The 12,025-nt window shown below is 43.5% G+C and carries 12 protein-coding genes; 2 read left to right on the plus strand and 10 right to left on the minus strand.

The genetic code is table 11. The annotated features are described in order from the left end of the window. The first annotated feature begins 121 nt into the window (after window positions 1-121). Window positions 122-463, plus strand: a complete 342-nt coding sequence (locus VEA_RS08850) for a hypothetical protein (RefSeq protein ID WP_041852946.1) — start codon at window positions 122-124, stop codon at window positions 461-463. Window positions 464-509: 46 nt separating this feature from the next. On the opposite strand, the gene VEA_RS08855 is transcribed toward VEA_RS08850, so the two are convergent. Genes VEA_RS08855 through VEA_RS08865 form a run of 3 tightly spaced genes read right to left on the minus strand, consistent with a single transcriptional unit; the run spans window position 510 to window position 2,966 of the window. Next, window positions 510-1,865: an FUSC family protein gene (locus VEA_RS08855; protein ID WP_006741501.1), complete on the minus strand. Its 1,356-nt coding sequence runs from the start codon at window positions 1,863-1,865 to the stop codon at window positions 510-512. Window positions 1,866-1,879: 14 nt separating this feature from the next. Beyond that, window positions 1,880-2,743, minus strand: coding sequence for an HlyD family secretion protein (locus VEA_RS08860; RefSeq protein ID WP_031780619.1), 864 nt, complete (start codon window positions 2,741-2,743; stop codon window positions 1,880-1,882). 10 nt (window positions 2,744-2,753) lie between these two features. Continuing rightward, on the minus strand, window positions 2,754-2,966 hold the full coding sequence (locus tag VEA_RS08865) for a DUF1656 domain-containing protein (protein WP_012841753.1): 213 nt from the start codon (window positions 2,964-2,966) through the stop codon (window positions 2,754-2,756). 301 nt (window positions 2,967-3,267) lie between these two features. On the opposite strand from VEA_RS08865, the gene VEA_RS08870 reads away from it, so the two are divergent. Beyond that, on the plus strand, window positions 3,268-4,185 hold the full coding sequence (locus VEA_RS08870) for a LysR family transcriptional regulator (RefSeq protein WP_006741502.1): 918 nt from the start codon (window positions 3,268-3,270) through the stop codon (window positions 4,183-4,185). A 221-nt stretch (window positions 4,186-4,406) separates the two neighbouring features. On the opposite strand, the gene VEA_RS08875 is transcribed toward VEA_RS08870, so the two are convergent. The 7 genes from VEA_RS08875 to VEA_RS08905 all read right to left on the minus strand — a co-directional run bounded on the left by VEA_RS08875 (window position 4,407) and on the right by VEA_RS08905 (window position 11,807). Beyond that, window positions 4,407-5,399, minus strand: coding sequence for a DUF2955 domain-containing protein (locus VEA_RS08875; RefSeq protein ID WP_006741503.1), 993 nt, complete (start codon window positions 5,397-5,399; stop codon window positions 4,407-4,409). Next, window positions 5,389-6,453, minus strand: a complete 1,065-nt coding sequence (locus VEA_RS08880) for an HlyD family secretion protein (RefSeq protein ID WP_006741504.1) — start codon at window positions 6,451-6,453, stop codon at window positions 5,389-5,391. Before VEA_RS08880 ends, VEA_RS08875 begins: the two co-directional genes overlap by 11 nt. A 259-nt stretch (window positions 6,454-6,712) precedes the next feature. Next, window positions 6,713-7,864 carry an ABC transporter permease gene (locus VEA_RS08885; protein ID WP_006741505.1) on the minus strand — a complete coding sequence of 384 codons (1,152 nt, stop codon included), beginning with the start codon at window positions 7,862-7,864 and terminating at the stop codon, window positions 6,713-6,715. Beyond that, on the minus strand, window positions 7,861-9,027 hold the full coding sequence (locus VEA_RS08890; protein ID WP_006741506.1) for an ABC transporter permease: 1,167 nt from the start codon (window positions 9,025-9,027) through the stop codon (window positions 7,861-7,863). The genes VEA_RS08885 and VEA_RS08890 overlap by 4 nt, the downstream gene beginning before the upstream one ends. 22 nt (window positions 9,028-9,049) lie before the next feature. After that, window positions 9,050-10,030, minus strand: a complete 981-nt coding sequence (locus VEA_RS08895) for an HlyD family secretion protein (RefSeq protein WP_005377122.1) — start codon at window positions 10,028-10,030, stop codon at window positions 9,050-9,052. Window positions 10,031-10,033: 3 nt separating this feature from the next. Then, window positions 10,034-11,449, minus strand: a complete 1,416-nt coding sequence (locus VEA_RS08900; protein WP_012841755.1) for a TolC family protein — start codon at window positions 11,447-11,449, stop codon at window positions 10,034-10,036. A 130-nt stretch (window positions 11,450-11,579) separates the two neighbouring features. Further along, window positions 11,580-11,807: a hypothetical protein gene (locus VEA_RS08905; protein ID WP_005377125.1), complete on the minus strand. Its 228-nt coding sequence runs from the start codon at window positions 11,805-11,807 to the stop codon at window positions 11,580-11,582. Window positions 11,808-12,025 lie beyond the last annotated feature (218 nt).

The following is a 12,025-nucleotide window of genomic DNA, read 5'->3' on the forward strand; positions in this document are numbered from 1 at the left end:
AAACACAACCCAGCGCTTGACATGAAAAGTTCAACGTTGGGTTGCGTTTTTATGGCCAACAGCTTTTACTTGGTGTTGTTATTGGTAATACATAAGCGTAAATCAGCAACAAGGATGTGTAATGAAAAATAAGATGTGGATCTTCGCAATTATCTTACTCATTGGTGGGCCTTCACTATTGCCATTTAGTCTGGAAGTTATTTCTATCATCGAGTTATTTGGGCTGTTAGGGTTGTGGACGGTTTATTCATCCTATGCTGAGTATTTGATCAAGCATCCTCGGCTCAAAAGAGGCGCATCTTTAGCTACATGTTGGGATCTTCAACCTCAAATATTATTCTCATTTCGTGATATTAAAGTATTCCCACCGCTGATATTTCATATGTTTCCTGTTCAAAGTGTGTTGGTTTGGTCTTTAATTTTTACCTTTTCGGGCGGTGTTATTTGCCATTATGTAATTTGATCTAAGCATTGTTCAAAGCATTTCCTTATTAAGTTTAATTACTTGTTTAAGCGGTTACGCGGGGATGAAACAGGTCATTAAATAACTTGGCGATCATCAAAATGAGCATGATGTTTACCAGCATGAGTAAAGGTGTTTCGATACGATACTCCGGGGTCAAGTTAAGTGCGCCTGAGGTTAATACCACCAATAAATTGACGCCTAAGACTCTATGGATCATCAGCTGTGGTGTAGAAAATACCTCCCAAATCAAAATAATATTGATGAAATAAAATAACCCTAGTTGCCATAGCTCAGTCATCATGGGCATCAAGAAGATGTATTGCAGCAGTATCACTGAACCTGTTCCCAAAACGCCAAAGAAGGCATCTTTAACAACGCTAGGAGGCATTGTAGGTACTATTGATGAAAAGACACCGGCCAACATAGGGAAGATAAACCCACCAGGTACAGGGAGATAAATCCAAACCAATAATGAGGTGATAAACATCGATAGGCCTTGCAAAACCTTTCTGCGGTCTTCTTTCAAGTGCTGTATGAAAGTCCGGTGTTCACGATGCCAAGATGTTTTCTGTTTCACTTGTTCTGTCAATAAGGTACGACCAATTAGATGCGTGGTTGGCTGAGCGATATCAAATAGCGTCAGGTTTTGAGCCACAGGTTTCCAGTCAATATCATCACAGTGAGGCTTTTCCACTTGTTCAAGTAATCGTTCTTGAATACGTTTCATCTCTTCGAGGCGCTGATGCCACAGTTTTCGATGTTCTTTGAGGTGGTAACTGCCCGTGAGCGGTAATCCCAGTAGTTGGCACATCTTCTCAATGTTTGTTGTGTTGGTTTCAAGGGCATCAATATCAATGTCATTTGGTTTGTCCATAGCTTTAAGCAACACCTCACGGCTGCTCTCAAAGCGTTGAATGAAATTCTCTTCAGTATTCACTGGCCAAACCAAACGATAAACAACGGAGAAGGTAATGATGCCAAGAATAGTTTCCTGCATTCGAAGTACTGCGAAATGGAACGTCACTTGACTATCAAACCCTCCCATACAAGCGATGATAGAGCACACAGCAAAGCCTATGGAGAACACATAACCGTACTTTTCGTCGCTCGACATGAAAATGCATACACCTAAAAATAGGGTAAAAAAAGTCAGGAACAAAAAGCGATCTTGAGAAAATGCCGTGATGAGGAAAAAGGCATAGCCAATGCCCAGTAGGGTTCCCACTAGGCGATTATGACCTTTGTTTATCGAGTGAGCGAAGCTTTCATTTAATGCCATTACCGCGACGGCGATCGCTGCCCAATAGGGTTTCTCCCATTGAAACCATAAGGCGAGGCAGATTGCGATAACGATAGACAGTGCAGCTTTAATTGCTTCTTTGGTTGAGGCATTGAACATACATTTCACCGCATTTATTGTTTGATGATTTTGATGGATGCCGTCATACCGACGCGTAGTTGAAAATCTTTTGGTAAGTTGTCTAATTTCACTTTAATTGGAATGCGTTGAGCTAAGCGTATCCACTGAAAGTTAGGGTTCACATTAGGCAGAAGGTCGTTACCTGTACTACCGTCTTGCTTCGCGATGCCGTAACCAATGCTCTTGATTTTGCCTTCTAGCACCATTTCGTCGTGCATCATTAAGGTTACGTATGCTTTATCTTGTGGATCAACACCAACTAAATCCGTTTCTTTGAAATAGCCTTCGATCCAAAAGCTGTCTTCATCAATTAATGCTACAACTGGTGAGTTTGCGACAACTTGGGAGCCGGTGCGCAGATTAAAATTGGTGATGTAACCATTTGTTGGAGCGTACACCTTGGTGTAATCAAGGTTCAGTTTTGCTTCTTCGACGTTTGCTTTCGCCAGCTCCACGTTTGCGATTGCTGTCTCTACGGCGTTGTTCAAATTGTTCAACGTCAGCACCGATACCGCGCCAGGTGTACGCTTTTCTAGTTCCAGTGCACGTTGTTCTTCATTTTTGGCTTTCGCTAACAACGCAATGGCTTGCTTTTGAGCCGCCTGGGCTTTGTGGTAAGACGCTTTATAAATGCTTGGGTCAATCTCAAACAGTAAGTCGCCCGCATTAACTTGGGAGTTGTCTTCAACATACACCTTGATGACTTGCCCGGTTACACGGGGCGTTATAGACACAATGTACGCGCTGACATGACCATCTCTAGTCCAAGGATTGTTTGAGTATGATTGGTAGTAACTGAAAATCACAGTGCCAGCGGAACACAGTAATAAAAATGTGATTAGATAACGTTTTATCACGGAATTTGCCTCAAAAGATGGTTATGAATCGACCAATAACGCCAGTAAAAATCACAATTAGGCTCAGCTCAGCAAGTGCTGGAAACGCAACGTATTTGTGTACCCCTAATTTTGTTGCAACGGTTCCAACCAAAATGGTGAGAATGTAAGCCAATGCAATAACCAGCAACAAGGGGGGGAAGTAAACTTCACCCCACACAAGCTCATGTGGCATTGAGTTCATAGTGCTTTTCTCTATTTATTTGATGAATGCAAAGATAAGAGAAATCCTACAAATGTAATAATCGCTTTTGTAGGATCAAATCCATCAATGTATTTTTTAGAGAGTTCGTAATGAGTTACGTCTAATGTCGAACGTGCTTTAAGGGGAGTGTGAGTGCGATAAGTTTTCGCATTTACGTGCGGAATAACTACGTATCTAATGATGAAGATAAAAGCCTCGGGTTAACCGTCGCTCTTTCGAGCTAGCATTCTCAATAACTTGTGATAGTTTATCCATGTAGCCCTAAGATATAAGAAAACCTATGAATTTTAGTCTTGAACAACTATTGGCATTCGTTGCTGTTTACGAGGAGCTTTCGTTTAGCAAGGCTGCTGTAAAATTGAATAAGCACAGAACAACCATCGGGCAGGTTATTACGAATTTAGAAGATTTACTTGCTGTGAGCTTGTTTAATCGGGTTGGCCGTTCCGTAGAACCCACTGAAGATGCTCGCCTTCTTTACCACTATGCAAAGCAAACAATTGAACAAGCCCGTACGTTTGACAAAGTCGCATTGAGCCTTGCTCATGGTGGCTTAGAGAGTGTCAGCATTGCCTATTCTAGTGCCATCCCACATCGTTTGCTGGTGTTACTTCGTGTTCAATTAGCGGCAGATTTTCCGATGATGCGAGTTAACTTTTTTGTTCGTAACCGTAACGAGATCAAAGAAGGTTTAGCGACTGGTGAGTACCAGTTCGGTATTGTCAATGTGCATGATAGCCGTGCAATACACAGTCTAGACTCGACGTTTTTAGGTCACTTTGAATTTGTTCCCTTTGTCCAGAAAGGTGGTGAACTGGCTTCTATGGCACCCGACCAAGTGTTAACTGCGTTGAGGAATAGCAAGCAATTTGTGTTGCGATCTTTCATTGAAGAAGGAATGGGTGAAAAAGTTATCGTCAGTTCGAATCATGAAGAAGTCGATCAGTTGGCTCTTGTTGTAAAAATGGTTGAAGCAGGGCTAGGGTGGGCGATTCTTCCTAGAACGCTGGCTCATTCCGAATTTTCTAATAATGATATAGAGCCCGTTGAAGTCTGTGAATTACTAGAAGGCTTTAAGTTTGGTTTTGGCCTTTGGTGTCAACCCTCTAAGCAAATAGGGGATGTAAAAGACTCTATCATGAGGGTTGTTACGGCGTATCGGGAGAAGCTAATCCGCGATTTTAAAGCGACGCCATAACCGTATTCATCCAGACCACATTTATAAACAAGACTCAATTCGAGTCTTGTTTTTTTACTTGAAAAATGCTTTTCTTCTGATTGGACGTTAATGGTTATTGGGAGGGAGTAATCCTCTGTATGTGAGTATAAGATCGATGCTTTTTTTATTTATTCAATCTTCGTTCAATGAGAAAGCTCATATCGCTCAGCCGCTGTTAGTTTAAGAAAGAGAGGCTGCAGTTATTTCACCTCTTGCTCTGATCTAAATAAATTGAGAACCAGTACCCCTAGAACTATAGCGATAGAAATAGAGACGAATCGAGTCATTTGAGCAGAAAATGATTCGATGCCCGTATTGTTAATAATCTGGTAAGTCAGCACAGTGAAGTTAGTAAAAAGCAATTGATAGATGGTTAAGTGTGTCTGTCGACGTATTGCAAAACACGCTAGTTGCAGGCCACAAAAGATGGTAACGCCAAGTACAACGTAAGTAGGTGCACCTGTGGCTACTGCAAGCATGCATGGAATAGTAAACAAGATCCCTAGGCTTGTAGTGATAATTCGATACCGCCCAAAGGAATGACTGTCTTGATTAATTGGGTGCTTAATCATGCTGCCAAATGTTATTGCGATCAATAGCGTTTGAGAGCTTCCAGATGATATTAGCGCGTACAAAACAACACACAATGCGGTTGCTTTAAAGACGATAAGCCCGATATGTTCGTCTGCACCATCAAGAGTGGTTTGGTCTGGTTGTATATCTTTTTCGTCCCCAGGGAATAACCAAAAGCTAATATATGTGGCAACCAACGCAACAATGAAGTTAGTAAATAAGACCCATGGCAACCCCTCAAGCGACAACCCCATTTGTTGGCTTGTGACCACGATAATCAATACAACAATCAAAGTGAGTGTCGAAACGATGTCTTTGGGATCGCGATGACTTCGGTAATAACTCCAACAGAGAAGTGACCAAGTAAACAGTAAGAAGCCACTAGGGGAGCTCATGAGCGCTCCTGCTAAAGTTACGATGCCAAAGCTGAGTAGTGAGAGTATTACCAGCAATTTCAACATCATGTTGAACGGGGGTTTAGATGGCATCAGTGTTAGAAAAATCACAACGAATATTGGCGCGATAAAGGGAGTAGGCGCACCTGAATACTGTAAGTAAAACAGTAAAAGAATCGGAGTGAAAACCAATCTAATGATTGGGTTTGCTGAACTATGAAACATAAGTCCAGATACTCAACACTCTCATCCAGAGAGACGCCAGACACTCTCCAAAGGTACTTTGCTCAGTTAAAAAGGCGACCGTTGCTTTCGAACCATAACGTACGTTTTCGGGAATATCTCCGCCTTCAAAAACAATATTTACAGGATAGCGCTGTGCGTTTAAGGAATTATTGTCTGCAACCAAAAAGCCAGTTGTCGGATCGACGTCGTTACTGCCACCAGTGCCCCAACCAATGCTTTCTACTCGCCCTTGAAACACTCTGCCAGGTAAAGCATCCAACACAATCTTTGTTTTTTGTCCCGCACGAACATGCTCGAGTGAGTTTTCGCGAACAAGCGCTGATACCCACACGCCTCTCGGATCAATGAAAGTGACAAGAGGTGAGCCAGTCGTCGCTTTTTGCCCAACAGTGAGTTGTAAGTTAGAAACGATCCCCTTTGATGGAGCAATCACTTTCGTTCGTTGTAAGTCGAGTTGCGCTTTTTCTAGATTTGCTATAGCTGCGAGAATCTGGGGATTATCTTGCCCTTCGGGGCCAAGATTATGCTTGGCTTGAGCTAAGGACGCTTCTGCTGCCTCTAATGTGGCTTGAGCTCGTGCTTTAGCTTCGATGGCGTTGTCTAGCTCAGATTTACTCAATACCCCTTTTGCGGCGAGCTCGGTTACGCGAGCTGCTTGTTCTTTTGCGTTGTCACGAGCTGCGAGTGATTCAATGACCTTAGCTTGTGCCACTTCAACAGCCGCGGTGTTGGCTCCAATGTTTTGGCCAGCAATGGCTAAGTTTGCTTCGGCTGAACGCAGATTAATTTGATAATCTCTTGGATCAATTTCGAAAAGCACATCACCAGCATTGACGACTTGATTATTACGAACATGGATTTCAGTTAGGTTCCCCGAAACCTCTGGAGTAATGCGGACAAGATAAGAATGAATCCGAGCGGTGCCAGTGATTGGTGTTACTCGATCAGCCCATAAGCTATATAGCCAAACCACAAAAACGAGGCCAATAATAATAAAGCTTAACTTTCTGGAAGATGATTCCGCTTTAGACATCCAATTCTCTCTTGTTACAATACGTTAGGTAAGCAATGTTACAACATGTGACATAAACAATGCTTCCAAAAAATCAACTATTTGTCGATAAGGTTATAGGATTGTTCCGAAGGTGCCATTTAGAGAGGCTGAAGCATGCTAAACGAACTTTCCAATCACGTTGGCTAACATCGCCAATAAAAAAGGGGCGATACTTCGCCCCTCAGATCGTCCATCAGGTTTTTGATTTGTGATTATCTCTTTGAGCTGTAGAGAGAAATCAACTTAGACTTTCTGTTACAACTGGCTTGTTATTGCGCTTAGCAATCCAGTACGCAACGCTACCCCAAAGCACGGTTAGTGCCCAAAGTGCTGTCCAATGTGGAGCGACTTGTTGCCAGGTTGCCCCCATTTGGTTTAGCGCTAAGAACGCTTTGATCGCCCATGTACTTGGGCTTAAATCAGCAATCCATAGTAGGGGAGCAGGAATGGCTTCAATCGGCCAAATAAAACCCGCCAAGAAAATGAGCGGCATAGAGCTCACGAGGACGACTAAGGTGACAAGTTCACGCCGAGGTAATAAGTAACCTAGCCAGAAGCCTAGTCCGCAACAACCTAAAAAGAACGGGAACAACATGGTAAGTAGTTCGCTCACATTGGCGATATGGTTTACGTTTAAACGTTCGAAGCTAAAACCAAAATAATAGGCGCCGAGTAAATAATAAATTGCCACAAATACTAACGTTCTCACAAGCAGCAGCGATCCCGTTGATACTTGAGACCAGTAGCCACGACCATGACGCTGTGTTCCCGTTTGTAATCCAACCGCCATGATCAACGTTTGTTGTAAAATCAGAACAAATACTGCTGGCACTACGTATTCGATGTAACCCATGGTTGGGTTGAACGTCGGTTTCATATTAAGCTTAATAGCAGAGTAATTATGGCTAGCCATACTCATGGGCACACCATCTATCACCATTTTACTGACTTTCACTTGGGCCCCTAATGTGCCTCCCGCTTGGGCCAATCCTTCTACCACGGTTCCGTACACGAGAAAATACGAGGCGTCAGCAGCGTAGGCTAGAGTCGGGCTTTTACCTAGCATTAGGTCTTTGTAAAAGTGTTCCGGTATGACTAAAAAACCGGTGATCTCTCGTTGTAAAAATGCTTGCTTTGCATCAGCAATCGTATGAAGTCGAGTGACTACGTTGACTTGTGGGGTGGCATCAACCATACGTTCCAGCTTTAAACTCGTCTGACTACCATCTATATTAACAATCGCGATTGGTTGTTCACGAGGCGTTTGTTGTGCATAAGGCAAAGGGTATAAAAACGAGTAAAATACGACACCACCAAACACGGTCAACGTAACGACTGGATTGGTTAGAACGGCCTTAAGTTCCGCTTTAATCAGTTGCCACAATGTCATACCGCCTCCTTCGCTTGGCGTGTTGATGAAGCTGTTCGATGTTTACCCATCAAGGCTGCGGTAATGAGCAGGGGCACAACGTAGCCAATCATAGGCCATAGCGAGCTTAAAGATTGTGCGGCCGATGTTCCATAGCTTGCTTGACTCACTTGTACTTCAATGTAATGGGTAATCGGCAATAATGAGCGCCATGCATAAGCGAGCGTGTTCATGTCAGAAACTGGGAATGTAATTCCCATGAACGCGAAGCTTGGAGCCGTAAACGCGCCAGCAAAACTCATCGCACGTGCAGGATCCATCGACAAGAAGAAGAACAACGATCCCATAATGATACAGGCGATAACCGTCGCCAATTGTGCTAGTAGCATAACCACAAAACTGCCTTCCATTGGCCAATCAAGCACGGAATAAAACCAATACAAGAACAACGCACCTTGCGCCATAAAGACCGGAATGTACTGACTTAATAGGGAAGTGAGCTTGGCGTATGGCTTTTCGCCCAAAAACGCAAAGCCATTCTTTCCACCATAAATGCGAAAGTGCGAGGTAAGAATCAAGATAGTGCTTACTACAATACATATTTGCCAAATGGCTGGCACGATAGCCGTTACCAAAAATTGTGCGTAGTTATTGTTACGGTTAAATAATGCGGTTATTTGTGTCGACACGGGTACAGCCTGACCAGCCGCTGCTAACGTTGTGGTGTTACCCTTAGCCAAGTTGCTCATTACTTCAACCTGAGCGTCGAAATAGCCTTGTGCTTGCGCAACGGCAGAGTTGATCAATTTCGCTACCAAAATGTACTGACTGTTGTAAAAGACAGAAAGTTGAGGTTGGCGGTGTTGGAGAATATCCTGATCGAACTTAGATGGGATGACCGCGTAAGCGTAGATATCGCCTTCAATCATCGCATTTTTTGCTTCGCTTGCACTGGTGTAGTGATAGTTAACAGCCAGACTCGACGACGCATCCAAAGATTGAATGAGCTTTCGAGAAAGTTGGGAATGTTGTAGATCAACCACACCGATTGGCAGATCCCGGGCAATGCCCGCAGAGAACACTCCCCAAATCATCATCGCGAGCAAAATCGGTATCCAAGTAAGGCACGAAAGCAACCACTTGTCTCGTCGTAAGATATGCCGCTGTGAAATCTTAATCGTCATAGCATTAACCTAGTGGTTGTGATTAAAGTTCAACGACAACACTCATTCCCATACGCAGTTCAGGTTCGGGTTGAGCTGGACGAGCTTCTACTTCAAAGGTACGAAGATCAAAACCTTGAGAAGCATCGGTTGCTCTCCACGTTGCAAAGTCACCCATAACAGCAACATGCGTTACTTTGAACTCAACATTTTTGTTTAAGGCAGGCAAATAGGCATCAAAGGTTGCTCCTTTTTTAAAGTGTTGAAGGTAATCTTCACGCACATTAAGTGTCGCCCAGGCATCTTCTGTATCTATCACAGTAACAACCGGGAAGCCCTGAGGTGCTAATTCACCACTTTGAAGTAGAACTTGAGAGACTTCGCCGTCAAACCAGCTGTAGATCTGAGTATCTTTCGCATACGCTTCTACTTCGGCTACCGCACCCGATGCCATGCGCGCTTTTTCCGCCGCAGCTACTTTGGTTTCACTTCTAGCACCTTCTTTTGCCATTTCATACATTTGAAACGCGGCACTTTCTGTGTATTTCGCTGCTTGCCACTGAGTTAAAGCTTCATCGCGCTTTTGTTCTGCAACCACGCCATCGTTATAAAGGTTATTCACACGATTGTAGGTTTTTTCCATTAAATTCGCAGCGGCCTTGGCTTTCATCCACTGATCTTTTGCTGCTTGGATTTGTTGCTCGCGTGCGCCTTTTTCAGCTTCTTGAGCTAAGGCGTCCGCCGCTTTTTCACCTGCTTTTGCTTGTTCTAACTTCGCTTCAATTTCAGGACTATGAAGGGTAAAAATAAGCTGACCTTTCTCTACATCGTCGCCTTTACGTACCATGACCTCATCAATACGCCCTGGAACTTTTGAGGAAATGCTGTATTGCTGGGCTTCAATTAATCCCTGTAAGCGGATCGGTTCCGGTTGATAGGCTTGGTAAAATTGGTACCCAACCCAAGAGGCAACACCCAAAGCACAAAGTGAGAGTAAAACGGGTTTTAGTGATTTAGCTGCCATGATTTATTTCACCTCTTTGGATGTTGAAGCAGGGATATAAGCGGTATTTTGATATTGTTCGAAGCTGTTCATTTCACTGCTCAATGCGAGTAGCTTGGTTAAAGATATTAAATAGCGGAAACGCGCCGCTGAACGTTGTGTTTCTATACTAGCGACATAAAGCTGTGCATCCACAACATCCAGAGAAGACGACAGACCCTGAGTAAATGCTTTTTCACGCAAGCGCAGGTTTTCGTTAGCGAGTTCAATGCTAGATTCGAGCCCTTGTACTTCATCAATGGCTTGCTGAGCCTCCAAGTATGTCTTTTGTACTAGCAGCGATAAATCTTGTTTGGCTTGGGACTTTAATGAATCGACCTGCGAGACGACGCTTTGAGCTGCTTTGACTTTTTCGCTTCGCCCTGTTGATTCAATCAGTGGAATGCTCACACCGACACCAACTAACCAGTCAGGCTTCATTTGGCTTGCGAGAGAGTCGTCTTCATACAAGCTGTAGTCGCCGTAAAGGTAAACTTCAGGATAGTATTTCCCTTTTTCTGCTTTGATTAAGCTAGAGGCTTGTTTGTGTTTAGCGCTCAGAAGGTCTAACCCCGGATAGGTAAGCAACGTTTGATCGACAAAAGCGGTAAGAGGAGGAAGACTGTCGTTGATAAACAAAGATTCAGCGGGCTCTACGGCGTCATCTTGTGCGAGTAATTTACCTAATGCGGCCTGAGCGATACTCAAATCGCTAGCGGCTTTACGTGTTTCTACAGATGCTTTATCTAAAGAAGCCTCGGCTTGCAGGCGCTCAACGTGTGCGATTTGTCCTTGCTCTTCAAGCTTAATGGCAAAATCTCTATGCTTTTTTAGTCCTGCTTCAACCGCTTGCCGCGTTGCGAGTACTTCCTTTGCCAGCACGACAGAAAAGTAGTACTTCGACAAATCTTCAAAGCGCGCTTGTTGTTCCATTAGAAGCTGGCTTTTAGCCTCATCTGTTTTGCCTTCTGCTGCTGATTGAGCAGCAGAAATACGACCACCAGTAAAAATTGGCCAAATGGCACGAATAGACGAAGAGAAAATATCGCGTTCGGATATGGTCGAAGTGGTATTAGCTAAGGCACCAAAAATAGGTTGAAAAGCAGGAGGTACGTTAATGTGTGTTCCTGTGCTGTCTAGGATCTGTTTTCCCGACAGCGTGATATCGGTATCTAAACGCGTGTAATTCGCGCCAATGGTAACCTGAGGTAAGTTGAGATTGCTGGTGGCACTCTCTTGGTATTGGTAATTCTCGACGTTTGAGCGTTGAGCTTTAAGAGAGTAGTTGTTTTCTAGCAATAACTGCCATGCGGTATCAAAAGTGATCGGTGCCGCATGACAGGCAAGGGAAATCGAGCTGCTAAGTAAGCCCAGTATCCAAAACTTTCCTGTTTTTTTCATAATGGCTGCTTTGTCGTAGAGTATAAGCTCTAATATAAAGGATTCGTAACTTGGTGTTAAGTAGGAGGGGAAATTGGATAGTAGTATGCGCCCAGTTATGTTTGTGCTGGGCGCGGGAGATGTTACAAGTTTACTTCGTATATGGGCAGTGAAACTCTGCTCTCCACTCAAGCTGACGAGAACCTCGCATCGTATTCAATAGGTCTTTTCCACTCATTTGAGGGAACGATAACAGGACCTTGAGATCAGAAGTACCGCCTCCGTTTTTTTCATAAGCCCTGACGTGTGTAAATGTTGAATACATATTCTCTGACAGCATGGCCTTATTCAGGCATATTCCAAAGGTATCGCGTTCCATGTTTGGTGTTCCTTCTAACTATAAATGCACCTCTGTTTATAGTTTTCCAGTTTTCAGATGGTGTCTAAGTGTTTGTCATATAGTCAGTATTTGTGTTTTGTTTTATTTTTTCCAAATCACTGACATCAATGTTGAGCTTTTAATAGACTTCCAGCTTCACTGCTTTCTAACCGAAACTCTCAATGGTTTCGTTGATTAAAAATTATACGTTGGAAAGT

Origin of the sequence: Vibrio antiquarius (assembly GCF_000024825.1) — a bacterium.
GTDB lineage: Bacteria > Pseudomonadota > Gammaproteobacteria > Enterobacterales > Vibrionaceae > Vibrio > Vibrio diabolicus.

What these genes read in the sequence shown, in the direction of transcription:
- VEA_RS08850 (WP_041852946.1), top strand. Translation starts at nt 122, where the DNA reads ATGAAAAATAAGATGTGGATCTTCGCAATTATCTTACTCATTGGTGGG.
- VEA_RS08855 (WP_006741501.1), bottom strand. Translation starts at nt 1,865, where the DNA reads ATGTTCAATGCCTCAACCAAAGAAGCAATTAAAGCTGCACTGTCTATC.
- VEA_RS08865 (WP_012841753.1), bottom strand. Translation starts at nt 2,966, where the DNA reads ATGAACTCAATGCCACATGAGCTTGTGTGGGGTGAAGTTTACTTCCCC.
- VEA_RS08870 (WP_006741502.1), top strand. Translation starts at nt 3,268, where the DNA reads ATGAATTTTAGTCTTGAACAACTATTGGCATTCGTTGCTGTTTACGAG.
- VEA_RS08875 (WP_006741503.1), bottom strand. Translation starts at nt 5,399, where the DNA reads ATGTTTCATAGTTCAGCAAACCCAATCATTAGATTGGTTTTCACTCCG.
- VEA_RS08880 (WP_006741504.1), bottom strand. Translation starts at nt 6,453, where the DNA reads ATGTCTAAAGCGGAATCATCTTCCAGAAAGTTAAGCTTTATTATTATT.
- VEA_RS08885 (WP_006741505.1), bottom strand. Translation starts at nt 7,864, where the DNA reads ATGACATTGTGGCAACTGATTAAAGCGGAACTTAAGGCCGTTCTAACC.
- VEA_RS08890 (WP_006741506.1), bottom strand. Translation starts at nt 9,027, where the DNA reads ATGACGATTAAGATTTCACAGCGGCATATCTTACGACGAGACAAGTGG.
- VEA_RS08895 (WP_005377122.1), bottom strand. Translation starts at nt 10,030, where the DNA reads ATGGCAGCTAAATCACTAAAACCCGTTTTACTCTCACTTTGTGCTTTG.
- VEA_RS08900 (WP_012841755.1), bottom strand. Translation starts at nt 11,449, where the DNA reads ATGAAAAAAACAGGAAAGTTTTGGATACTGGGCTTACTTAGCAGCTCG.
- VEA_RS08905 (WP_005377125.1), bottom strand. Translation starts at nt 11,807, where the DNA reads ATGGAACGCGATACCTTTGGAATATGCCTGAATAAGGCCATGCTGTCA.